Genomic DNA, 23,931 nt, shown 5'->3' on the forward strand with positions numbered 1-23,931 from the left:
CAGCCTTTTGGGTGACCTTTGAACATGATTGATTGATCGCGGCGATCCGCAGATTCAGGCCGGCACCGCGTGCTCGCCGGCCGGGATGATGCAGCGCGCCATCCGGCGGGGCCCGAGTTCCGCGACCGGCGGCGGCGCGACGACGCAGCGATCGATGGCAAAGCCGCAGCGCGGCGCGAAGGAGCACGCCACCGGCGCGACGTCGAGCGGCGGCGGCGCGCCCTGGATGGTCTGCAGCGGCTCGCCGCCCGGATTGCCGTGCACAGTCGAAGCGAGCAGGCCTTGCGCGTAGGGATGCCGCGGATCGCGGACGACCTCGCGCAGCGCGCCGTTCTCGACCACTTCGCCAGCATACATCACCGCGATCCGGTCGCAGATCTCCACCGCGACGCCGATATCGTGGGTGACGAAGATCACCGACATGCCGAATTCCTGCTGCAGCTCGCGCAGCAACAGCAGAATCTGGATCTGCACCGTCGCGTCCAGCGCCGTCGTCGGCTCGTCGGCGAGCAGCACCTTCGGACGGCAGGCGAGCGCCAGGGCGATCATCGCGCGCTGGCGCATGCCGCCGGACATTTCGTGCGGATAGGCATCGAGCCGGCTCTTGGCCGAGGGAATGCGCACCCGCTCCAGCATCGCCAGGGCCCGCGCCCGCGCCTCGGTGTTGGAAACGCCCTCGTGGCGCACCACCGATTCGGCGATCTGCGCGCCGATCGTATAGACCGGGTCGAGCGCCAGCATCGGCTCCTGGAAGATCATCGACACGGTCCGGCCGCGAAACGCCGACAACTGCTTGTCGCCCATCGCGACGACGTCCTCGCCGGCAACGCGGATCTTGCCGGAGATCGTCGTCCGGCGCTTCGGCAACAGCCGCATCAGCGCCTTCAGCGTGACGCTCTTGCCCGAGCCGCTCTCGCCGAGCAGGCCCAGCACCTCGCCCTCGCGAACCGCGAAGCTGACGTCGTTGACGGCGTGCACGGTGCGGTTGCCGGAGAAGCGGACCTTGAGGTTCTCGACCTCGATGGCGTTGACCGGCACCTCACTCATCGGGTGCTCCCGGCAGCGACGGGATCTGGCGATGGAAATCGCTGGCGCGCTGGAAGCCGGCGCCGAGGCGCAGGATCACGTCTTCGGCGAAGGGCCGGCCGACGATCTGTAGGCCGACCGGCAGGCCGGCGCGCGTGAAGCCGGACGGGACCGACAGCGCCGGCAGGCCGAGATAATTGATCGGGCGCATGAAGCGGGTGATCTGCTGGATCACCGCCTCGGCGCCCGGCGCGCCGCCGACATCGCTTTCCTCCAGCGTCGGCGAAGCCTTGGCGCTGACCGGCGCGAGGAACGCGTCGACCCCGGCCACCGCTGCCAGATGCTCGGCCAGCGCGATGCCGCGATAGCGCAGCGATTCCAGATAGGTGACCGCAGGAATCGCGAAGCCGTTCTCCAGCCGCGCCCGCACCTGGTCGCCGTAATCCTGCGGCCGCTCCCGCAGCCACTGGCGATGGAAGGCGGCGCCCTCGGCCGCGAGCAGGACCTGCGAGGCGGCCGACAGCACGGCCTGGTCCGGCAGGTCGATCGCGACGATCTCGACGCCTTCCTGCCGGAACAGATCCAGCGCCGCCTGGTAGACCGCTTCCGTCTCCGGATCGAGATTCTCGGTGTAGAAGCGCGACGGGACGCCGAGCCGCATGCCACGGACATCCTGGTCGAAGGCGGCGGCATAGTCGGGCACCGCCACGTCCGACGCCGTCGGATCGCGCGGATCGGCACCCGCGATCAGCCCAAGGATCAGGCCGCAATCGAGGGCAGAGGTCGCGAGCGGGCCGACCGTGTCCAGCGACTGCGACAGCGGCATCGCGCCGAAGCGGCTGACCCGGCCGACGGTGGTCTTGAGGCCGGTCACCCCGCAGAAATTCGCCGGCATGCGCACCGAACCGCCGGTGTCGGAGCCGAGCGCCGCCGGCGTCAGCCGGGCGGCGACGGCCGCGCCCGAGCCCGAGGAGGAGCCGCCGGTGACGTGGGCGGGCCGCCACGGATTGCGCGCGTCGCCGAAATGCACGTTGTGGCCGGTCGGCCCGTAGGCGAACTCGGCCATGTTCAACGTGCCGAGCCGGATCGCGCCGGTCTCGGTCAACCGCAGCAACGCGGTCGAATCCTCGTCGGCCACCCAGTCGCGGCGGATCTTCGAGCCGCAGGTCGAGATCTTGCCCTTGGCGTAGAACATGTCCTTGTGCGCGAAGGGCACGCCGTCGAGGAGCCCCCTCGCCGCGCCGCCGGAGAGCCGCGTGTCGGCCTCGCGCGCGGCGGCAAGCGCCTCGTCGGGTTCGATGGCGATGAAGGCGTTGATCACCGGCTGCCACGCGGCGATCCGGGCAAGGCAGGCCTGCGTCAGTTCGACGGACGAGACCTTCCTCGCGGCCAAGGCCTCGATCATGCCGGCGAGGTCGAGCAGCGCCGGGTCGGCGACGGTCGGGGTCATGGCAGTCATGACGGCACCGCGCGCTGGGCGACGACGAAGCCCGACGGCTCGGCCGCGAACGGCAGGGTTCCCTCGGTCGGCGCGAAGCCCGCCAGCGCCGGTCCGATCGCCAGCGCGATGCGCTCGGCGCTGCCCGGCGCCAGTGTCTGCCCGGCCAGGGCGGCCATCGCCGCCACGGTGTCGCCTGTCAGTTTCTCGTTCATGCGGCCATTGCCTCTTTGGGTGCCTTGGAATGTCCCGAGCCCGGTATTGCCATGTGGCAGGCGGCCTGGTGGGCCGGGCCGACCGCGTAGAGGGCCGGGGTGGTGGCCGAGCATACCGGCTCGGCAAACGGGCAGCGCGTGTGGAAACGGCAGCCCGATGGCGGGTTGATCGGATTGGGCGGATCGCCGGCGATCGGCGCCTCGGTGGTGCGGCGATCCGGGTCGAGGGTCGGCATCGCCGCGAAAAGGGCCGTGGTATAGGGGTGGCGCGGGCTGTTCCACAGCTCCTCGACCGGGCCGATCTCGACCACCTCGCCGAGATACATCACCAGCACCCGGTCGGAGATGTAGCGCACGACGTTGAGATCGTGGCTGATGAAGAGATAGGTCAGCCCGAACTCGCGCTTCAGGTCGTTGAGGAGGTTGAGCACCTGCGCCTCGACCGACTTGTCCAGCGCCGACACCGCCTCGTCGAGAATGACCAGGCGCGGCGACAGGGCCAGCGCCCTGGCGATGTTGACGCGCTGGCGCTGCCCGCCGGAGAGCTCGTGCGGATAGCGGTTGGCGAAGCGGTTGGCGTCGAGCCCCACCTTGACGAGGAGGTCGCGGGCGAGCGTGCGCGCCGCGCCGTCGTCGACCCCGTGGACCTTCGGGCCGAAGGCGATGGAGTCCTCGATGGTCAGGCGCGGGTTGAGCGAGGCGTAGCTGTCCTGGAAGACCATCTGCATGCGGCGGCGCAACTCGCGCAGCGACAGGTCGGGGCCGACCTTGTTGCCGTCATAGATCATCTCGCCGCCGTCGAGCGGCATCAGGTGCATCAGGAGCCGCGCCGTCGTCGACTTGCCGCAGCCGGATTCGCCGACCACGCCGAGCGTCTCGCCCTTGGCGATGTCGAAGGAGACCCCGTCCACCGCCCGCACCACGCGCTTCTTGCCGAACAGCTTCTCCCGTCCGCCGGAAAAATGCTTGGTGAGGTTGCGGATGCTGAGCAGCGGCTGGCGGGCGCCGCCGACATCGTCGGTCGCGGCGAGCGCAGTGGTTTTCTGGCGCATCGTCAGCTCCTGATGTCCATCGCAGAGCGCAGCCCGTCGCTCAGCATGTTAAAGCAGATGGAGACCGCGAAGATCATCACCCCCGGCAGCGCGGCGATCAACGGCTGGGCATAGATCGCGGTGCGCAGCGTGTTGAGCATCAGGCCCCATTCAGCTTCCGGCGGCCGCGTGCCGAGGCCGAGGAACGAGAGGCCGGCCGCCAGGATCATCGACACCGAGACAAGGCTGGTGGCGTAGATGAAGATCGGCCCGAGCACGTTGCCGAGGACGTGCACCCGCATGATCGTCAGCGCGTTCGCCCCCGAGGCGCGGGCGGCGTCGATGAAATCGAGGCTGCGCACGCTGGTCGTTACGCTTTCCGCCACCCGCGCGATCGGCGGGATGAAGACGATGGTCAGCGAGACGATGGAGTTGAGGATGCCGGCGCCGAGCGCGCCCGAGATGGCGATGGCGAGCAGCACCGACGGGAAGGCGTAGAACACGTCGATCGTGCGCATGATCGCCGAATTGGGCAGGCCGCCGGCATAGCCGGCGATGACGCCAAGTAGGGTGCCGATGACGAAGGCGTTGAACACCGGCAGGAGCCCGATGAGCAGCGACAGCCGGCCGCCATAGATCAGCCGCGAGAGCATGTCGCGGCCGAGCTCGTCGGTGCCGAGGATGTGGCCCTCGGTGCCGATCGGCCGAAGCCGGCGGATCATCGAGCCCTGGTAGGGATCGGCGAGGCCGAGCCACGGGGCGAACAAGGCCGCCAGGAGGATCAGCGCCAGCACCGCGGCGCAGGTCATCGAGAGCCTGTCGCGAACGAGGCGCCCGCCGACGGTGCGCCAGTAGCCGCGCGGCTTCTCGATCCGGGCGAGCGGGGTGAAGGCTTCGGTGGCGATCGCCATCGGCTCAGCTCCGCTGGATGCGCGGATCGATGGCGGCCTGCGCCACGTCGACCACGAGATTGAGGAACACGAAGAACAGCGCCAGGACGAGGATCGTCCCCTGCAGCAGCGGCAGGTCGCGCTGGAAGATCGCCGAGTTCAAGAGGAAGCCGGTGCCCGGCCAGGAGAACACCGTCTCGATCAGGATCGAGCCGCCGAGGAGGTAGCCGAGTTGCAGGCCCATCACGGCGATCGCGGTGGGCGCGGCGTTGCGGATCACGTGGGCGAAAACGCGCCCCTCGCCCAGCCCCTTGGCGCGCAGCGCCTCGACGAAATCCTGGCCGAGAATGTCGCCGACCAGGGCACGCACCGTGCGGGTGACGATGCCCATCGGGATCACCGCCATGGTGAGCGCCGGCAGCACGAGATACTGGATCGCGTCCCAGGTGAAGGTGAAGTCCCCGCTCCACGCGCCCACCGCCGGCAGCCAGCGAAGCTGCACCGAGAAGATGATCACCAGCACCATGCCGAGCCAGTAATGCGGCACCGAGACGCCGGCGATGGCGATGCCGGTGGCGAGCTTGTCGACGAAGGTGTCGCGGAAGTAGCCAGCGAGGAGGCCGAGCACGACGCCGGCGACGAAGCCGATGAACGCCGCGACGCCGGCGAGCAGCAGCGTGTTGCCCACCGCCCGCATCACTTCCGTCAGCACCGGCCTTCCGGAGGCGATGGAGGTACCGAGATCGCCGTGCAGCGCCTTCATGATCCACAGGCCGAACTGCACCGGCAAGGGCCGGTCGAAGCCGTAGGCGGTGCGCAACTGCGCGGCGAGCTCGACCGAGGCATCCGGCGGCAGGATCGAGACCAGCGGATCGCCCGGTGCGATGTGGACGAGCAGGAAGCAGACCAGGGCGACGAAGAAGACGATCGGCACGACGTAGAGGACGCGCTTCAGAACATAGGCAAGCAAGGGCCGGCCTCCATGGGAGCGATGGGGTCGGAAAGGCAGGGCCGGCCGTTACAGCCGCCCCTGCCTCTGGGTCCTATTCCTCGATGGTGATCGGCGAGAAGTCGACGAACCAGCTCTTCGGCTGGACGAAGCCCTGGATCTTCGGGCTGAGTGCCCGCGGGCCGACATCGTGCGCCACCCAGAGGAACGCTGCCTCGTCCACCGACGCCTCGTGCAGCTCGGCCAGCGCCGCGTCCCGCGCCTCGGCATCGAACGTCGTGCGGGCCTTGGCGACCAGCTCGTCGAATTTCGGCTCGTTGATGTGGCCCCAGTTGTTGGAGACCGGCGGCGCCATCTTGGAGTCGAGGAAGCGCACCATGGCGAAGAACGGGTCCATCGCGGCATAGGTCACGTTGGTCGCGTGCGCGCCGTTGGCGGTCGGGTCCATGGCGCCGCGCCGCCAGTTGGTGAAGAGCGTGTTCCACTCCACCACGTCGAGCTCGACGTCGAAATAGCATTCGGCCAGCGCCTGCTGCATGTACTCGTTCATCGGCAGCGGCTGCATCTGGCCGGAGCCGGAAGCCGAGGTCTGGGTCTTCACCGTTAGCCGGTTGCTCTCGGAAAAGCCGCTCTCCTCCATGAGGCGGCGCGCCTCCTCCGGATCGTACTTGATCTCGAAGGTCGGGCTACCGCGCCAGGGATGGCCTTCCTCGACCGTCCCGGTCGCGGGCACCATCAGCCCGCCGAGAAGCCCGTCGCGCAGGCCCTCGCGGTCGATGCAGAGATTGGCCGCCTTGCGGACGTTGAGGTCGTTCCAGGGAGAGCCCTCGATGCGCGAGAACTGCCAGGGCCAGACATGCGGCTGCTCGTTGGCCTCGATGACGAAGCCTCGGCCTTCGATCTCCGGAATGGCGTCCGGCGAAGGCGCCTCGGCCCAGTCGATCTGCCCGGACAGGAGCGCTGCGGTCCGGGCATTGGCTTCCGGCATCGGCAGCAGCACCATCCGGTCGACGCCCGGTACGCGCGCCTCGTCCCAATATTCCTCGTTCTTCACCAGTTCGAGGCGCTCGCGCGGCACGAAATTGTCCATCTTCCACGGACCCGTGCCGGAAGCGTCGGCAGCAAAGCGTTCCCAGGCGGCGGCAGCGCGCTCGGCCTCGGGCACGTCAGTCAGCCCGTCATAGATCGCCTGCCAGTGGGTCGGGCTCGCCATGAACAGATTCGACAGATTGATCGGCAGGAAGGAATCCGGCTCGGAGGTGGTGAGTTCGACGGTCATATCGTCGACGACCCGCGCCGAGCGCAGCGTCGGCATGCGCGAGGCGGTGACGCCGACCTGGCTTGCGTCGAATTGCGGCGCGTCTTCCTTCAGCACCTTCTCGACGTTCCACACCACGGCGGCCGCGTCGAAGGGCGAGCCGTCATGGAAGGTGACGCCCTCACGCAGGGTGAAGGTCCACTTGGTCGTGTCGGATTCGTCGACGGCCCACTCGGTGGCGAGGCCCGGAATGATGACGGACGCATCCTCTTCCGACGACAGGTCCCACATGGTCAGGGCGTCGTACATGGTCAGGCCGGTGAAGCGGTTGCCCTCGAATCCCTGGTCCGGCTGGCCGAGCGTGCGCGGGATGTCGGCTGCCGTCATGCCGATGCGCAGCACCGACTCCGTCTGGGCATGCGCCGGCAGCGATGCCAACAGGAGCAGGGCCGCAAGGGCGGTGCCTTCCAGGAAGGTGGAGCTGATTTTCTGCATGCGTGAATTTCCTCTCGCCAAGCTTCGACGAGGAACATGATGCAATGACCGTGCCACACCGCAGCTCCGCTTGCAGCGTCTGGGAAGGCGGCAGAAACGGGGCGAGGGAGACAAACCGGCAGCAAAGCGCCCATAATATAGGCATGCATACCGATTGGACATCGCGCGTCTTTCACCCTGGCGTCGTCGAACCGGCGGTGTAGTTTGGACTTGTGGGGATCGCCTCGCGCCGGGTCAGGCCAGGGGTGCTGATCCAAGGCCCGGGTGAAGGTCGAGGAGGACGGGATGTCGGACGCGGCAGGCGATCTGGAAGCGGTGAAGGCCTATCTCGAGGCCTCGATGGCGCCCGACCCGGCGCGCGCGGCGAGTTTTGTCGCACCAGGCTTCGTCGCACGCTTCACCGGCGGACGCGTCTTCCACGACCCGAGTGGCCCGACCTCGTTCAACGCGGCGCGATACCGATGGGTGAAGAAGCGGATCGAGCGCTACGACGTCGTCCCCGGCGGGGCCGAAGGCACCATCGTCTACAGCCTTGGCTATCTCTACGGCGAATGGCCCGACGGCACGCCCTTCGACCACAACCGCTATGTCGATCGTTTCGTCGTCCAAGACGGGCTGATTCTCGAAACGGATGTCTGGAACGACAGCGCCGAGTGGATCCTCGACCCGTCATGCGCACGCACGGCCTGACCACCCGTCCCGCTAGGCGCGCCAGAACCCGAACAGCGCGGCGACGAAGGCAGCCTTGAAGGCCAGAAGTTCCAGCGCCCAGTCATAGGCGTAGATCAGGTTGAGCCCGGGAGCGAGCGCCCAGAGAAGCTCGCCGAGACCGACCCAGGAGACGCTGTTCTGGGTGGCGAACCATTTGGCGATAGCGACCACGTAACCCTGGGCGAGGAGCCAGGCCGGCGCCAGCGTCGCGAAGGCACGAAGCCCCCGCGCCAGACGCCCGGCGCGGCGGGGGGCGGAGAATATCTCGATGGCAAGGGCCCAGATCACGAGCAGCGATATCCACGACGAGATCAGCGCCGTGACGATCTGCAACACCAGACTGAGATCGGAAAATTGCACCCGGACGTCCCCCTGACGATCACCGGTAGTCTGCACAGCAACGCTGGCGATTCTTGGCCGGCGCAATCATTCAGCGAGCGTTTGCAGACACGGTTCGGTGAAGGATCGTCTTATCAAGGACCTGAAGCCGGGCTTTCGCGCAAATGGCCGCGCCTGGCGAGCCGGAGGAGCCTTTCCCCGGCGCCGGGGCGAGGCAGGCCTGCCGGCAGTCGTCTGGCGGCCCTCTGCGGCATGATGGCCAAAGGGCCGCCCGAGCCACGCCGGGGAATTCCTTTCGCCGGCAGCGGCCTTGCGCGACATGCTTTGCCCTTGTCAGCGTTTCGGGGAGCGTCTAACTCCGGGCCGAAACGTGCGGATGCCGGCTGTCGCCGGTGGTGCCGGCACGGCTGAACGACCGGCCCGGCGCCTGCCCGGGCCATGCCGAGGGACCGTCCATGACCTATGTCGTGACCGACAACTGCATCCGCTGCAAATACATGGATTGCGTGGAGGTGTGCCCGGTCGACTGCTTCTACGAAGGCGACAACATGCTCGTCATCCATCCCGACGAGTGCATCGACTGCGGCGTCTGCGAGCCGGAATGCCCGGCCGAGGCGATCAAGCCGGATACCGAGCCGGGCCTCGACAAATGGCTGAAGATCAACACCGAATACGCCGAGAAGTGGCCGAACATCACGATCAAGCGCGAGGCTCCGGGCGACGCCAAGGAGCATGACGGCGAGGAAGGCAAGTTCGAGAAATATTTCTCGCCGGAGCCCGGCCAGGGCGACTGAGTCTGCCGATCACGCCCCACTCGCGGCCCCGGCCGGCCGCGGGTGGACTTTGACCTCCCTCACCCGTAGCCGTCGCCCCGCAGCCGGTCGAGCCGGCGACGCTCCCGCTTGTTGGGCGGGCGCTCGGACGGCTGGTAGCCGGTCTCCTGCCCGGCCGGCGTATCGTCCGGCTTGGGCGGCGGCGGGGTGATGTCCTCGAAGAGGCCGGCCGCTTCGCTCGCCGGTCCACGACGGACCCCCGGATCGCGAATGGTGAGGATGCGGATACCGCTCTTCAGGCTGATCGTCAGCGTGTCGCCCGGCCGCACGAGCCGCGCCGCGCTGTCGATCTTGTCACGATTGACCCTGACGCCGCCCGACTGAACCAGCTTCTGGGCAAGGCTGCGCGACTTCACCACCCGGGCGAAGAACAGCCATTTGTCGACGCGCTGCCCGGACTCAGCCATCGCGTCGCCGACCCATCCTACTTGCCGAGCTTGTCCCGCAGCGCCGCCAGCTTGGCGAAGGGCGAATCGGGATCGGCCACGCGCTGGGGCTTGGCCTGCTGCGGCTGCTCGAAGCGGCGCGACTGCCGCTCTTCGCCGCCCGCACGATCCTTCTTCCAGTCCTTTTCCGGACGCTGCTTGTCCGGCCGGCCACGGCCCTTGCCGGAGGCGAACTTGCCGCCGCCCTCACGGCCACCGCCCTCTTTGTCGCCGGTGCGCGGCGCTGTGCCACGCTCGCGTGCCGGGCGCTCGCCCTCGGGCGCCGCGGTGCGTTCGCCGCCACGTTCGTTACCGGCGCCGCGGCCCCTGCCGCGGTTCTGGCCGGGACGCTGGCCCGGACGGCCGCCGGCGCGCTGCGGCCGCCAGACCTGGATGATCTTGGCCGGCTCGGGGGCTGTTTCGGCCGAGTCGGCGGCAGCGGGTTCGGCCGCGGTGGCGGCCTCTGCTGCCGTGTCCTCTGCCGGCGCGACATCTTCCGCGAGCGCGCTGACGGCCTCCTCGACCAAGGCGGCAACCTCAGGAGTCGCGGCCGTCGGGGTATCGGAAGCGACGGCCGGCGCCTCATCGCCTGCAGGCGCCGCCGATTCGGATGAAACCGCCGTCGTTTGCGGCGCTGCAGCGGCCGGCTCGCCGGCTTCGCCTGCCGCGACAGCGCTGGCGTCGCGCTCTTCGTCGACGACGATGCCGACGGACGCCGCATCATCGCTGGATGCTTCCGCCTCGACCGCTGGTGCAGCAGTCTCAGGCGCGTCCGCGGCGACGGTGACCGGTTCGTCCGCCGCTTCCGTCACGGCCTCACCGGAAGTTGCTGCGTCCCCCGGCTCCGGCTGCGGCGCGTCTGCCTTGGCAGCTGCCTCCGCGGCCTTGCGGTTCGCTTCCGCCTTCGCCGCGGCTTCCGCCGCGACCGCCTCGGCATCGAGCCGATGCAGTTCGGCCTCGACGGCGGGCGCCTCCATGCCTTCCGGCCGGTAGCCGAGGCCCTTGAGGATCTCTTCCATGTCCTCGGCGGTGGCGCCGAGAATCGACATCATCGCCGGGGTCACCAGGAACTGCGCGCCGTTATAGGCGCCGTCCGGCCGCTTGCCGGTGCCGGGCTTCCAGGCGAGCGCCGGGCGGATCAGGTCGGCGAGCCGCTCCAGTATGTCGACGCGCACCGCGCGCCGTCCGAGCAGGCGGTAGCCGGCAAGGCCGTAGAACACCGGATCGAAGGTCGCGTCTGCGACGGCCGAGGTGCGGCCGGTCGCGAGGAGATGCGTGGCCTCGCCGTAGCCGGGACGCTCGCGCCCGTCGTTCTTGATCGCCCAGAGCAGCGTGACCAGCGCGGCCGGAGCCGGCTTGATCAGCGCCGGCACGAAGATGTGGTAGGCGCCGAAGCGCACGCCGCAGCGCCGCAGCGCCGCCCTAGCGTCCTGCTCGAGGGCGCGGACTTCCTCGGCGACCTCGCGTCGCTGCAGGGTGCCAAGGTTTTCGTAGAGGCGGTAGGCGATGCCCTTTGCCGTACCCTGCAGCGCATCGGCGGACTTGAGGTCCGCCAGCGGCTTCAGGACGGTCGAGACCTGGTAGGTCACGAAGCGCTCCGCCCGCGAGGCGACCTTGTCGCGCGCCGGGCCGGTCAGCTGCTCGTCGGCGAGCAGAACGACCTTCGGGGCGAGCACGTCGTCGCTGGCGGTCAGCGAGGCGATCGGCGCACCGAGCCAGCGCACCAGGCCGTCCGAGGCCAGCGCCAGATCGCCGTTCGGCGCGTTGGCGAAGCGCTCGGCGCGTTTTTCGAACTCGCCGGCCAGCGCCTTCTGCGAGGCCGCGCGCACAGCCTTGCCGTCCGTCCCCTCGGTCCGGCCGTCCAGGGTGAACCTGAATCCCTGCAGCTCCCCGACAGGGTGGCCCTCGACCACCACCGTTCCGTCGCTGCCGATTTCAGCTTCCATTACCGCATTCTCTCTCAACCGTCTCATCAAGACGCTTGTCCTGCGGTCTACGAAGCGTTTCGTCAACCTGTCGTGAAGGGCGTCGGAAAGCCGGTCTTCGACCTCCCGCGTCTTTTCCTGCCAGTGTGTCGGATCGGCCAGCCATCCCGGCCGGTGCGAAATATAGGTCCAGGTCCGAATCTCCGCGATCCGCTGCGAGAGCGTGTCGATGTCGCCCTCGGCCCTGTCGGCGCGCAGAACCTGCGCCGCCATGTAGTCTTCCGCGACCCGTCCCCGGCTGGTCAGGTCGCCATAGATGGTGGCGATGATCTCGGCATGCTGGGCCGGCGCGATGCGCCGATAGTCCGGCAGCTTGCAGGCCTCCCACAGCAGCTCGACCCGAGCCGGCGTCGTCGCCCGGTCGGCGACTGCCGAATCCTTCGACAGGAATTCCAGCGCCCGCTGGTCGACCGCCGGCAGCGAACGCGACAGCGACGGCGATGGCGGCAGCGCCTCCAGGCTGCGCCGCAGCGCGTCGATCGAGGCGAAGTCGAACTCGCGGCTGCGCCACTGGAGCACCCTTACCGGCTGGAAGGCGTGCGCCTCGAGCGCCTCGACCAGTTCCTGCGGCAGCGGATCCACCTTGCCGGTGACGCCGAACGTGCCGTCCCGCAGATGCCGCCCGGCGCGGCCGGCGATCTGGGCAAATTCGGCCGGCGTCAGCTGGCGGTACTGGAACCCGTCGAACTTCCAGTCCTGGGCGAAGGCGACATGGTCGACGTCGAGATTGAGCCCCATACCGATCGCGTCGGTGGCAACGAGGAAATCCACCTCGCCCGACTGGTAGAGTTCGACCTGGGCGTTGCGGGTGCGCGGCGACAGCGCGCCCATCACCACGGCCGCCCCGCCCCGCTGGCGCCGGATCAGCTCGGCGATGGCGTAGACCTCCTCGGCCGAGAAGGCGACGATGGCGGTGCGCCGCGGCAGGCGCGTGATCTTCTTCGACCCGGCATAGACGAGGTTGGACAGGCGCGGCCGGGTCACCGTGTTCATGCCCTTGAGCAGCCGCTGCAGCACCCCCTGCATGGTCGACGAGCCGAGCAGCAGCGTCTCCTCGCGGCCCCTGGCATGCAGGATGCGATCGGTGAAGACGTGGCCGCGCTCGAGATCGCTCGCCAGTTGCACCTCGTCGATGGCGACAAAGGCGGTGCCCGGATCGCGCGGCATCGCCTCGACGGTGCAGACCGAATAGCGCGCGTTCGGCGGCTTGATCTTCTCCTCGCCGGTGATCAGCGCGACGGCCCCGACGCCCACCCGGTCGCAGACCTTCTGGTAGACCTCGCGCGCGAGCAGGCGCAGCGGCAGCCCGATCGTGCCGGAGGAATGAGCCACCATCCGCTCGATGGCGAGGAAAGTCTTGCCGGTATTGGTGGGACCCAGCACCGCGGTGACGTTTGTCCCATCAAAGCGGACGGTCTCGTGGACGGGGCGAAGCTCGGTCATCTGTCCCGCCTATGTGGGATTGCCGGCTCGTTGGAAAAGGCTTCGTGCCCGATTCGCAAGTTCGAGCCGATGGTTGCGACCGGATCGACACCGAGATGCGACGGCGTGGGCGCCGTTACGGCGCCTCGTCGACGGCCGCTTCACAGCCTTTGAGCATGTCGAAGGCGAAGTTCGTGGACGCCTGGGCGCCGCGTCGGCGCAGCGTGCCGGAACCAGGCACGAAGCGGGTGTCGCAGGCCTCCATCAGCGTGCCCGAGAGGCCGAGTTCCTCGTCGAACAGCGCGACCAGAAGACGATTCGGGCTGGGCGGCTGGCTGCAGCAGGCCCGCACAGCCGCCGCCGCCTCGTTCGTCGGAAGCAGCCCGGCCAGCAGGCCGATGGCCATCGCCGGCGCGCGGCTCACGCCCTGCAGTCCATGGATGAGCAGTCGTGCATCGGCCGGGAGCCCGTCGGCGAAGGCACGCGCCGCGGCCACGTGCTCGCGGGTCGGCGCGGCGAGGCTGGCCGGGTCGTCGACATCGTCGAACTCCAGGACGAGATGACGGTCCGGCGCAAGATCGCGGGGCCCGAGATAGCTGAGGCCGGGCGCCTTGAGGGAGAGGACGTGGGTCGGGTCGAGCGATGCTAGGTGCCGTCGCGCCTCGGACTGCCCCCGCACGACCACCCGTCCCGGCCAGCCCGACGCGTAACGCCGCCCGCACCGGGCTTCGATGAAACCTGCCGTCATCCACGCCTCCCGTCGTGCATTCACCGACAGCCGGCCTATCAGACCGGCTCACAGAACAGTTCGACTATGGACCGTTCGCGCAAGCCCTGTCATCCGCATGCCCGCGTGGGAAGCCGCTTCCCCGTCCGGGCAGTCTCTCCGGCAGGCCCTGAACCGCGAAGCGATGCGGTCGAACTGGCCGTCTAAGAAAAATTTCGAACGACGTCGATTTTTTTGGGAACCCTTCTTTTCGATGCGTGTTCTTAGGACACCCCCAAGCGATCATCCCCCCTCGATCGCGATGCAGACGGAAAAAGGCAGCTCCCCCCTCGCTGCCTTTTTTCGCGTCTGGGGGTCGGCTTCCAGTATCCCGCGCTTTGATATGGCTGCCGCACGATTTCGGTTGCGCTGTCGTGGCCTGCCGTCCTAGGCGACGGTTTCCCGCCGCCACGAGCGAACCTTCATGCAAGCCGGCATCCTCCTGGCCTTCGCCTCCTACTTCGCCTTCGCGTGCGGCGATGCTGCGCTCAAGGGCGTCGGCGATCGCCTGCCGATCTTCGAGATCGGCTTCTACGTCTCGCTCTTCGCCCTGTTGCCGGCCCTGTTCACCAAGCGTCCGGAGGACAACTGGGGCAACGTCTTCGTGCCGAAGCGGCCTGGGCTGCTGACCATCAGGATGATCAGCGGCACGCTCGGCGGCATCCTCGGCGTCATCGCCTTCACCACCCTGCCGCTGGCCGAGGCCTACGCCCTGATCTTCCTTTTGCCGGTCTTCGTCACGGTATTCTCCTGGCTGGTCCTCAAGGAGCGGATCGGCTGGCGGCGCTGGCTGGCCGTGCTCGGCGGGCTGATCGGCGTGCTTCTCGTGGTGCGCCCGGGTTTTCGTGAGGTACTGCCGGGGCACTTCGCCGCCCTCGGGGTCGCGATATGCGGCGCCGTGACCGTCATCGTTCTGCGCGTGCTGGGGCCGTCGGAGCGGCGCATCACGCTGATCGGCGCGGTGCTGGTCGCCGCCGTTCTCGTTAACGGCGTCCTGATGATCCCTGACTACGAGACCCCGCATCACGGGCTCTGGCCGATCCTGATCCTCGGCGGGGTCTGCGCCGGTATGGGGCACCTGCTCATCGTCTTTGCCACGCGGCTTGCCCCCGCGGCGCGGGTGGCGCCGACGCAGTACAGCCAGATCGTCTGGGCGACGATCATCGGTGCCAGCTTCTTCGGCGAGTATCCCGATGCCCTGTCGCTGGTCGGCATGACCCTCGTCGCCGTCTCGGGCCTCTTCACCTTCGTGCGCGAGAAGGAAGTCGGCGACTGGCCGGATCGCGTGCCGCTGATCCGCAACCGCTGAAGCTCCCCACTGTTCGCACTTGCGAAGAGCAGCTTCTGGCGCGATCTTGAGCGGCTGTGGGAAGCCTCTATAAGCGGACCCGGGCACCAAGGGGGAATGTTGCTTGACCATCCGTAAGATACTCGTCGCCAACCGGTCGGAAATCGCGATCCGGGTCTTCCGTGCCGCCAACGAGCTGGGGCTGAGGACCGTGGCGATCTGGGCGGAGGAGGACAAGCTCGCGCTGCACCGTTTCAAGGCGGACGAGAGCTACCAGGTCGGCCGCGGCCCGCATCTGAGCCGGGATCTCGGGCCCATCGAGAGCTATCTGTCGATCGAGGAGATCATCCGGGTGGCGAGGCTCTCCGGCGCCGACGCCATCCACCCGGGCTACGGGCTCCTCTCCGAGAGCCCGGAATTCGTCGATGCCTGCACCGAGGCGGGCATCGTCTTCATCGGCCCGACCGCCGACACGATGCGCCGGCTCGGCAACAAGGTCGCCGCCCGCAACCTCGCGGTCGAACTGGGCGTGCCGGTCGTGCCTGCGACCGCGCCGCTCCCCGACGACATGGCCGAAGTGCGCCGCATGGCCGCCGAGATCGGCTTCCCGGTGATGCTGAAGGCGTCATGGGGCGGCGGCGGCCGCGGCATGCGGGTGATCCGCGCCGAAAAGGACCTCGAGCGCGAGGTGACCGAGGGCAAGCGCGAGGCGATGGCCGCCTTCGGCAAGGACGAGGTGTATCTGGAACGGCTGGTCGAGCGCGCCCGGCATGTCGAGGTGCAGATCCTCGGCGACACGCACGGCAACGTCGTCGACCTGTTCGAGCGCGACTGCTCGATCCAGCGCCGCAACCAGAAGGTCGTGGAGCGCGCGCCGGCGCCGTACCTGAACGACGCGCAGCGCCGGGAGATCGCCGGCTACGGCCGCAAGCTCGCCGATGCGACGAGCTATGTCGGCGCCGGCACGATCGAGTTCCTGATGGATGCCGACACCGGCGCCTTCTACTTCATCGAGGTCAATCCGCGCATCCAGGTCGAGCACACCGTGACCGAGGAGGTCACCGGCATCGACATCGTCAAGGCGCAGATCCACATCCTCGACGGCGCCGCGATCGGCACGCCGGAGAGCGGCGTGCCGCGCCAGGAGGACATCAAGCTCAACGGCCATGCCCTGCAGTGCCGGATCACCACCGAGGATCCCGAGCACAATTTCATCCCTGACTATGGCCGCATCACCGCCTATCGCGGCGCCACCGGATTCGGCATCCGGCTCGACGGCGGCACCGCCTATTCCGGCGCGGTCATCACCCGCTTCTACGACCCGCTGCTGGAGAAGGTCACCGCCTGGGCGCCGACGCCGCAGGAGGCCATCGCCCGCATGGACCGGGCACTGCGCGAGTTCCGCATCCGCGGCGTCGCCACCAACCTGACCTTCCTCGAGGCGATCATCGGCCACGAGAAGTTCCGCGACAATTCCTACACGACCAAGTTCATCGACGAGACGCCGGCCCTGTTCGAGCAGGTCAAGCGCCGCGACCGCGCCACCAAGCTGCTGACCTATCTCGCCGACGTCACCGTCAACGGCCATCCGGAAACCAAGAACCGCGCCCGCCCCTCGCCCGACCAGGCGCCGCCGGTGGCGCCGCTGTTCGAGGCGCCGATCATCCCCGGCACGCGGCAGAAGCTCGACGAACTCGGCCCCGAGGGCTTCGCCGCCTGGATGCGGGCCCGGCCCGAGGTCCTGGTCACCGACACGACGATGCGCGATGGCCACCAGTCGCTGCTGGCGACGCGCATGCGCACCCATGACATCGTCGCGGTCGCCGATGCCTATGCGCGCGCCTTGCCGCAGCTCCTCAGCCTCGAATGCTGGGGCGGCGCGACCTTCGACGTCGCCATGCGTTTCCTCACCGAGGATCCGTGGGAGCGGCTGGCGCTGATCCGCGAGAAGGCGCCCAACATCCTCTTGCAGATGCTGCTGCGCGGCTCGAACGGCGTCGGCTACACCAACTATCCGGACAATGTCGTCCGCCATTTCGTGGCGGAAGCCGCCAAGGGCGGGGTCGACCTCTTCCGTGTGTTCGACTGCCTGAACTGGGTCGAGAACATGCGCGTCTCGATGGACGCCGTGCGCGAGGCCGGAAAGCTCTGCGAGGGGGCGATCTGCTACACCGGCGACCTGTTCGACCCGGAACGCTCGAAATACGACCTCAAATATTACGTCGCCCTCGCCAAGGAGATGGAGGCGGCAGGCGCCCACATTCTCGGCGTCAAGGACATGGCTGGGCTTCTGAAGCCGGCGGCGGCGCGCGTCCTGTTCAAGGCGCTGCGCGAGGAGGTCGGCCTGCCGATCCACTTCCACACCCACGACACCTCGGGCATCGCAGCCGCCACCGTGCTGGCGGCGATCGATTCCGGCGTCGACGCGGTGGATGCGGCGATGGACGCGGTCTCCGGCAACACCTCGCAGCCCTGCCTCGGCTCCATCGTCGAGGCGCTGAAGGGCACCGAGCGCGACCCCGGCCTGTCGTCCGAGGCGATCCGGCGGATCTCCTTCTACTGGGAGGCGACGCGCAACCAGTATGCCGCCTTCGAGAGCGACCTGAAGGGTCCCGCCTCGGAGGTCTACCTGCACGAGATGCCCGGCGGCCAGTTCACCAATCTCAAGGAGCAGGCCCGCTCGCTCGGTCTCGAGACGCGCTGGCACCAGGTGGCCCAGACCTATGCCGACGTGAACAAGATGTTCGGCGATATCGTCAAGGTGACGCCGTCCTCGAAGGTGGTCGGCGACATGGCGCTGATGATGGTCAGCCAGGATCTGACCGTCGCCGACGTGCTCGACCCGAAGAAGGACCTCGCCTTCCCCGAATCCGTCGTCTCGATGCTGCGCGGCGATCTCGGCCAGCCGCCGTCCGGCTGGCCCGCCGACATCCAGGCCAAGGTGCTGAAGGGCGAGACGCCGATCACCGTCCGGCCCGGCTCGCTGCTCGAGGATGCCGACCTCGACGCCGAGCGCGCGGCCATCGAGGAGAAGCTCGAGCGCAAGCTGAGCGACCAGGAGTTCGCCTCCTATCTGATGTATCCCAAGGTCTTCACCGACTTCGCCGCGGTCCAGGAACTCTACGGCCCCGTCTCGCGCCTGCCGACGCCGTCCTATTTCTACGGCATCGAGCAGGAGGGCGAGGTGCTGGTCGATCTCGAGCGCGGCAAGACGCTGGTGGTGCGCTGCCTCGGCATCGGCGAGACCGACGAGAAGGGCATGCGAACCGTGTTCTTCGAGCTCAACGGCCAGCCGCGCCGGGTGAAGGTGCCGGACAGGGCCCACGGCGCCGCCGGCGGCGCCGTTCGGCCAAAGGCCGATGCGACCAATCCGAACCATGTCGGTGCGCCGATGCCGGGCGTCGTCTCCACTTTGGCCGTGGCGGTCGGCCAGACCGTGAAGGCCGGCGACGTGCTGCTTTCCATCGAGGCGATGAAGATGGAGACGGCGCTGCATGCCGAGCGCGACGGCACGATCGAGGCGGTGCATGTGACGGCGGGCGCCCAGATCGACGCCAAGGACCTGCTGGTGGTGTTCGCTGGCTGAATAACCGGGCTGTGGTTAAGGGAAGCGGCGCGTCGGGTCGCTGCCCTTTTTCCTGCCCTCGCCCTAAGGGGCGACGGCAGACGCCGCTCGTAGAGCCGTTGACGTTCTCTGCTGGTTCGTGCATGTTTATGCCGATTGATGCACGATTGGCCGGCAGATGGCTCTACCTCTTCTCACCCTCGAACGACAGGAGCGGATTCGCTCCCTGCTGGCCAGTGACGGTCGTGTTCTCGCGGCCGATCTCGCCGACAGGTTCGGCGTTTCCGAAGATACCGTCCGGCGCGATCTCCGCGAACTGGCCGATGCCGGCCAATGTCAGCGCGTGTATGGCGGAGCAGTCCCGGCTGCCCCTAGGGAAGGGAAGCTGTCCGAGCGCCAGCGCATAGGGACCTCACGCAAGTCGGCTTTGGCTAAAGCTCTTGCCCAGACGGTCGAGCCAGGGGCGTTGCTGTTCATCGATGCCGGCTCGACCAATCTGGCAATCGCCGAGGCGCTAGCCGAGAATTGCGGGCTGACGGTCGTCACCAACGCGCCTTCCATCGCGAGCGCCCTCATGGAGCGGTGCGGCATTGAGACGATACTCCTTGGCGGGCGCGTTGACCGGGGCACGGGCGCATGCCTCGGGCCGAAGGCGATGGCTGACGCTTCGCTTTTCCGCCCGGACATTCTGGTGCTCGGGGCCTGCGGGGTCGATGCCGAACAGGGCGTCACCGGCCATGTCCTGGAAGAAGCCGAACTGAAGGCCGAGATTGCTTCCCGGGCCGGGCGTATCCTGGTAGCGGCGACGACGGACAAGCTGGGAACCGCCAGTTCCTATCGCGTCGTCCCGACCGAGCGAATTTCGCTCCTGTTCGTGGAGAACGACTGCCCGGCCTCCCTGCTGGCCCCCTTCAAGAGTCGCGGCACGGCGATTTGCCGTGCCGGCCCCGAACCCGCCAATGCGGCGGCGGCGGCCCAGCGCCGCGCCCGACGTTGACCCCATCCCGCGGGACGGCAGGAGCCGTTTCGCCATCTCAGACCTTAGCGAGACTTCGCGTGACCCCTCCGACCAATCCCCCGCGGCCTGCCGCCCGCCTTGCCTCGCCCGGCCCGCGCTTGGCCGTTTCGATCGCCTTTCTCGTCAACGGCTTCGTGCTCGGCAGCTGGGCGCCGCAAGTGCCGGTGCTCGCGGCGCGGCTCGGCTACAGCGAGACCGCGCTCGGACTGCTGATCCTGGTTTTCGGGCTCGGTGCGCTGAGCGCCATGCCGCTGATCGGCGTCGTGATCAGCAAGGGCGGATCGAAGCGTCCGACCCTGGCCACGCAGGTGCTGCTGGCAGCGGCGCTGGCGTTTCTGGCATTCGCGCCGTCGACGGCATTCGCCATTCCGGCTGCGTTCTTCTTCGGCGTGACGCTGGGCGGCATGGATGTCGCGATGAATGCCAACGCCATCGCGGTGGAAAAGACCCGCGCCAAGGCGATCATGTCGTCGTGCCACGGTTTCTGGTCGCTCGGCGGCTTCGCCGGGGCGGCCGCCGGCGGGCCGCTGATCGCAACGTTCGGCCCGCAGGGCCACGCGCTGTTCGTCGGCGCCCTGACACTGGCGCTGCTCTGGCCGGTCTACCGCTTCGGCCTCGACGACCGAACGCTCCCCGTCGTCGGCGCGGCGGTGCCGGCCAGCGGCTTCGCAAGCTTCGCCGAAGCCGCCCGGCGCGACCGAACCGCCCTATTGAAGGCGCTGGCGATCGGTATCTTCACGCTGTTCGCGTTCTTCCCGGAGGGCGTCGCGATCGACTGGAGCGCCCTGTTCCTGCGCCAGGATCTCGGCGTCGACGTCGCGGCCTCGGGGCTCGCCTTCGCAGCCTTCTCGGCGGCGATGGCGCTGTTCCGCTTCATCGGCGACCCGCTGCGCGACCGGTTCGGCTCGGTGCCGACGCTGGTCGTGTCGCTGTTCACGGCATCGAGCGGCCTTTGCCTGATCGCCTTGTCGGGCGAGCTTTTCTGGGTGCTGGTGGGTTTTGCAATCATGGGGATGGGGCTGGCCAACGTCGTACCCGTTGCCTTCTCGGCAGCCGGCAATCTGCCGGGCCTGAAGCCGGGGGTTGGCATCTCGATCGCCACGACGCTGGGCTATTCGGGAGCGCTCTTCGCGCCGTCGGCCGTCGGGTTCGCCGCCGAGCGCTTCGGCTTCTCGACTGTGTTCCTCACGCTGGCTGGACTGCTCGGCGTGCTGCTGGCCATGACGCCGCTCGTGCGCAACGCCGATCGCGTCAGATCGGAGCGGCTGGCAAGCCGCTCCGATCAGGTTGCCCTCTAGGGCGTCGCTTGGCGGCTAGATGCGGCCCATCAGCAGCAGTACCAGGACCACCACCAGGATGAGGCCGAGAATGCCGGAAGGGCCGTAGCCCCAGCCGCCGGAATAGCCCCAGGTCGGCAGCGCGCCGACGAGGAGCAGGATGATGATGATGAGAAGGATGGTGCCGAGACTCATGGTCGCTGTCCGTTCCGTGATCTGACGATAATGTCGATCACAAACCGTTGAACGACCGTCGCGGTTCCGCGACCCTCGCCGTCCTGGCGACAATTCGGTTAAGAAGGTGCAAATCCGCTAGGCGGGACCGAACCCGCCGATCGCGACGAAGACCGCGATGAGGGTGAGGATGATGCCGAAGACGATGCTCGGCCGGTATCCCCACTGCCGCGAAAACGGCCAGATCGGCATCACCGCGATCAGCGCGAGGAAGACGAGGACGACGATGATCGGTCCGTATCCGACGGCCATTTGCTGCTCCGCAAGGGTGTTCGTCCTGCCATAGGGCAGCTTCGACCGCCGACGCAAGGCGGTCATCGCCCTGACATCGACCGACAGTGAATTGACAAGGCGGCGCCCAGGCGCCAACTCGCATCGTGAAATCGCACCCTCGGGGTTCGCCATGACCATCCAGACACCGATCGACCTCGTCGACGCCGATCCCTCGCCCCGCCGCCAGACGGTGGGCGTCGACGTCGGCGGCGTCATGGTCGGCGGCGGCGCGCCCGTCGTGGTGCAGTCGATGACGAATACCGACACGGCGGACGTCGACGCGACGGTCGCGCAGGTCGCGGCCCTCGCGAAGGCCGGCTCGGAGATCGTGCGGATCACCGTCGACCGCGACGAGGCGGCGGCGGCCGTGCCGCGGGTCCGCGAACGGCTCGACCGGCTGGGCGTCACCGTGCCGCTGGTCGGCGACTTCCACTATATCGGCCACAAGCTGCTCGCCGATCATCCGGCCTGCGCCGAGGCCTTGGCGAAATACCGCATCAATCCTGGCAATGTCGGCTTCCGCGAAAAACGCGACCGGCAGTTCACCGACATCGTCGAGATGGCGATCCGCTGGAACAAGCCGGTCCGCATCGGGGTGAACTGGGGCTCGCTCGACCAGGAATTGCTGACAAGGCTGATGGACGCCAACAGCGCCTCCGCCGTGCCGCGTTCGGCGCGGGCCGTCACGCGCGAGGCGATCATCCAGTCGGCGCTGCTGTCGGCGGAACTTGCCGAGGAGGTCGGCCTCGGGCGCGACCGCATCATCCTGTCGGCCAAGGTCAGCCAAGTGCAGGACCTGATCGCTGTCTATCGCGACCTGTCGCGGCGCACCGACCTCGCGCTGCATCTCGGCCTCACCGAGGCGGGCATGGGCTCGAAGGGCATCGTCGCCTCCTCCGCCGCCATGGGTATCCTGCTGCAGGAGGGCATCGGCGACACGATCCGCGTCTCCCTGACGCCCAAGCCCGGCGGCGACCGCACCCAGGAAGTGCAGGTCGCGCAGGAACTGCTGCAGACCATGGGCTTCCGCCAGTTCGTTCCGATCGTCGCCGCCTGCCCCGGTTGCGGCCGCACCACCTCCACCGTCTTCCAGGAACTCGCCGAGACGATCCAGGCCGACCTTCGCCGCAACATGCCGGTCTGGCGCGAGCGCTATCCCGGCGTCGAGACGCTGAACGTCGCGGTGATGGGCTGCATCGTCAACGGGCCAGGTGAGTCCAAGCACGCCGATATCGGCATCTCCCTGCCCGGCACCGGCGAGACGCCCGCCGCGCCGGTCTTCGTCGACGGCAAGAAGACGGTGACCCTGCGGGGCCCGGCGATCGCTGCGGATTTCCAGGTGATGGTCGCCGACTATATCGAGCGCCGCTTCGGGAGCGGCACGACGGCGCCGTGACAAACGGCGGGCGCCCTTATTCCAGCCTGCGACGCGGCAGCGCTCCGGTGCCGCCGCAGGATCGATACGCCCCCGCCCGCACATCGGACCCGAGCATGTGGGCCCGGCTTCTCCGCTTTCGCCGGCCAGTGGCGATGCTGTGCGCGGCGGCCTTCGTCAGCCTGGCGCTGGCGCCAGGCGGCGCAGTCGCGGAGACGCCGCCGGCTGGAACACTCGTCCTGCCGGCGCTGCCTTTCCCGCCGAGCCCGCCATCCTTCGCGGCCGATCCTGCGGCCGGCATCGTCGACGCGACCAAGGCGCCCACCGCCGAGACGATCTGCCAGGTCATCGCCGCCAACGCGTCGGCCGTCGGCATGCCGGAAGCCTTCTTCGCCCGGCTGATCTGGAAGGAAAGCCGCTTCGATACCGCCGCGGTCTCGCCGGTGGGAGCACAGGGCATCGCCCAGTTCATGCCCTACACGGCCGAGGAACGCGGTCTCGCCGACCCCTACGACATGCGCTCGGCGATCCGCCATTCGGCGCTCTATCTGTCGGACCTGCGGGCCGAGCTAGGGAGTTGGGGTCTTGCGGCCGCCGCCTATAATGGCGGGATCAACCGGGTGAAGCGCTGGCTCGCCAGCGGCGGTACGCTGCCCTACGAGACCGAGGCCTATGTCGCCGACATCACGGCGCGGCCGGCCGACTGGTTCCGCGAGGCGGGACGAGAGATCGAGATCCGGCCGCTGGATCCCGAACGGAACTTCCAGGAGAGTTGCGCCCGCCTGCCGATCATGAAGACGCGGGCGATCTTCGCCTCGCTCGACGGCGGGGAAAGCGCCCCGATGCGCCCCTGGGGCGTGCAGGTGGCCGGCCACGAGCAGCGGGCGGTTGCCATGCGGATGTTCGAGCGCGTGCGCGCCAGCCATCCGGGCCTCGTCAAGGAGGCGCCGATCGTCATGCGCAAGCGCACCGGACCCCGCCGGACGATCTACGCCGTCCGACTTGGCGCTGACAGCCGCGGCGAGGCCAACGCGCTCTGCCAGCAATTGCGCGGCGCCGGAGCGGCCTGCATCGTGATGAAGAACTGAGCCGGCTTATAGTCCGGGATCTTCTGGCGC

The 23,931-nt window shown here is 68.4% G+C and carries 21 protein-coding genes; 8 read left to right on the top strand and 13 right to left on the bottom strand.

Going from position 1 to position 23,931, the window contains the following annotated elements:
• Positions 1–54: 54 nt before the first annotated feature.
• The 7 genes from GGR03_RS11440 to GGR03_RS11470 form a co-directional block, all read right to left on the bottom strand.
• On the bottom strand, positions 55–1,047 hold the full coding sequence (locus tag GGR03_RS11440) for an ABC transporter ATP-binding protein (RefSeq protein WP_183208145.1): 993 nt from the start codon (positions 1,045–1,047) through the stop codon (positions 55–57).
• The gene (locus tag GGR03_RS11445; RefSeq protein ID WP_425486712.1) at positions 1,040–2,485 is read right to left on the bottom strand and encodes an amidase; all 1,446 of its coding nucleotides are present in this window, start codon (positions 2,483–2,485) and stop codon (positions 1,040–1,042) included. The genes GGR03_RS11440 and GGR03_RS11445 overlap by 8 nt, the downstream gene beginning before the upstream one ends.
• Entirely contained in the window at positions 2,482–2,679 is a 198-nt protein-coding gene (locus GGR03_RS11450) for a hypothetical protein (RefSeq protein ID WP_183208147.1), read from the bottom strand. Before GGR03_RS11450 ends, GGR03_RS11445 begins: the two co-directional genes overlap by 4 nt.
• The gene (locus GGR03_RS11455; protein ID WP_183208150.1) at positions 2,676–3,731 is read right to left on the bottom strand and encodes an ABC transporter ATP-binding protein; all 1,056 of its coding nucleotides are present in this window, start codon (positions 3,729–3,731) and stop codon (positions 2,676–2,678) included. The genes GGR03_RS11450 and GGR03_RS11455 overlap by 4 nt, the downstream gene beginning before the upstream one ends.
• A 2-nt stretch (positions 3,732–3,733) precedes the next feature.
• A complete protein-coding gene (locus GGR03_RS11460) occupies positions 3,734–4,621 on the bottom strand; it encodes an ABC transporter permease (protein WP_183208152.1) in 888 nt (295 codons plus the stop codon).
• A gap of 4 nt (positions 4,622–4,625) precedes the next feature.
• On the bottom strand, positions 4,626–5,570 hold the full coding sequence (locus GGR03_RS11465) for an ABC transporter permease (protein WP_183208154.1): 945 nt from the start codon (positions 5,568–5,570) through the stop codon (positions 4,626–4,628).
• A gap of 73 nt (positions 5,571–5,643) precedes the next feature.
• The gene (locus tag GGR03_RS11470) at positions 5,644–7,302 is read right to left on the bottom strand and encodes an ABC transporter substrate-binding protein (RefSeq protein WP_183208156.1); all 1,659 of its coding nucleotides are present in this window, start codon (positions 7,300–7,302) and stop codon (positions 5,644–5,646) included.
• A 285-nt stretch (positions 7,303–7,587) separates the two neighbouring features.
• Between GGR03_RS11470 and GGR03_RS11475 the strand changes: the two genes are divergently transcribed.
• Positions 7,588–7,992 (top strand): nuclear transport factor 2-like protein, encoded by a 405-nt coding sequence (locus GGR03_RS11475; protein ID WP_183208158.1) that lies wholly within the window; start codon positions 7,588–7,590, stop codon positions 7,990–7,992.
• Between the two features lie 12 nt (positions 7,993–8,004).
• On the opposite strand, the gene GGR03_RS11480 is transcribed toward GGR03_RS11475, so the two are convergent.
• Complete coding sequence (locus GGR03_RS11480; protein WP_183208160.1) at positions 8,005–8,373, bottom strand: hypothetical protein; 369 nt, start codon at positions 8,371–8,373, stop codon at positions 8,005–8,007.
• A gap of 434 nt (positions 8,374–8,807) precedes the next feature.
• Between GGR03_RS11480 and fdxA the strand changes: the two genes are divergently transcribed.
• Positions 8,808–9,146, top strand: a complete 339-nt coding sequence (fdxA, locus tag GGR03_RS11485) for a ferredoxin FdxA (protein ID WP_183208161.1) — start codon at positions 8,808–8,810, stop codon at positions 9,144–9,146.
• A 59-nt stretch (positions 9,147–9,205) separates the two neighbouring features.
• Here the strand turns inward: fdxA and GGR03_RS11490 are convergent, their stop codons facing one another.
• From GGR03_RS11490 to GGR03_RS11500, 3 genes are all read right to left on the bottom strand, one after another.
• A complete protein-coding gene (locus GGR03_RS11490) occupies positions 9,206–9,592 on the bottom strand; it encodes an RNA-binding S4 domain-containing protein (protein WP_183208163.1) in 387 nt (128 codons plus the stop codon).
• Positions 9,593–9,609: 17 nt separating this feature from the next.
• A complete protein-coding gene (locus tag GGR03_RS11495; protein ID WP_183208165.1) occupies positions 9,610–13,038 on the bottom strand; it encodes a helicase-related protein in 3,429 nt (1,142 codons plus the stop codon).
• Positions 13,039–13,153: 115 nt separating this feature from the next.
• On the bottom strand, positions 13,154–13,765 hold the full coding sequence (locus tag GGR03_RS11500; RefSeq protein WP_183208167.1) for a phosphatase: 612 nt from the start codon (positions 13,763–13,765) through the stop codon (positions 13,154–13,156).
• A gap of 442 nt (positions 13,766–14,207) precedes the next feature.
• Here GGR03_RS11500 and GGR03_RS11505 point away from each other — a divergent pair, with 442 nt between their 5' ends.
• From GGR03_RS11505 to GGR03_RS11520, 4 genes are all read left to right on the top strand, one after another.
• Entirely contained in the window at positions 14,208–15,092 is an 885-nt protein-coding gene (locus tag GGR03_RS11505; protein ID WP_183208169.1) for a DMT family transporter, read from the top strand.
• Positions 15,093–15,195: 103 nt separating this feature from the next.
• The gene (gene pyc / locus GGR03_RS11510) at positions 15,196–18,657 is read left to right on the top strand and encodes a pyruvate carboxylase (protein ID WP_183208171.1); all 3,462 of its coding nucleotides are present in this window, start codon (positions 15,196–15,198) and stop codon (positions 18,655–18,657) included.
• Between the two features lie 157 nt (positions 18,658–18,814).
• Positions 18,815–19,633: a DeoR/GlpR family DNA-binding transcription regulator gene (locus GGR03_RS11515; protein ID WP_183208173.1), complete on the top strand. Its 819-nt coding sequence runs from the start codon at positions 18,815–18,817 to the stop codon at positions 19,631–19,633.
• Positions 19,634–19,692: 59 nt separating this feature from the next.
• A complete protein-coding gene (locus GGR03_RS11520) occupies positions 19,693–20,952 on the top strand; it encodes an MFS transporter (RefSeq protein ID WP_183208175.1) in 1,260 nt (419 codons plus the stop codon).
• Between the two features lie 15 nt (positions 20,953–20,967).
• Here the strand turns inward: GGR03_RS11520 and GGR03_RS11525 are convergent, their stop codons facing one another.
• On the bottom strand, positions 20,968–21,126 hold the full coding sequence (locus GGR03_RS11525) for a DUF3309 family protein (protein WP_183208177.1): 159 nt from the start codon (positions 21,124–21,126) through the stop codon (positions 20,968–20,970).
• Positions 21,127–21,243: 117 nt separating this feature from the next.
• Positions 21,244–21,417, bottom strand: coding sequence for a DUF3309 family protein (locus GGR03_RS11530; protein WP_183208179.1), 174 nt, complete (start codon positions 21,415–21,417; stop codon positions 21,244–21,246).
• A gap of 151 nt (positions 21,418–21,568) precedes the next feature.
• Here GGR03_RS11530 and ispG point away from each other — a divergent pair, with 151 nt between their 5' ends.
• The gene (ispG, locus tag GGR03_RS11535; protein ID WP_183208180.1) at positions 21,569–22,834 is read left to right on the top strand and encodes a flavodoxin-dependent (E)-4-hydroxy-3-methylbut-2-enyl-diphosphate synthase; all 1,266 of its coding nucleotides are present in this window, start codon (positions 21,569–21,571) and stop codon (positions 22,832–22,834) included.
• 95 nt (positions 22,835–22,929) lie between these two features.
• On the top strand, positions 22,930–23,901 hold the full coding sequence (locus GGR03_RS11540) for a lytic transglycosylase domain-containing protein (RefSeq protein WP_183208182.1): 972 nt from the start codon (positions 22,930–22,932) through the stop codon (positions 23,899–23,901).
• Positions 23,902–23,931 lie beyond the last annotated feature (30 nt).

Origin of the sequence: Aurantimonas endophytica (assembly GCF_014196845.1) — a bacterium.
GTDB lineage: Bacteria > Pseudomonadota > Alphaproteobacteria > Rhizobiales > Rhizobiaceae > Aurantimonas > Aurantimonas endophytica.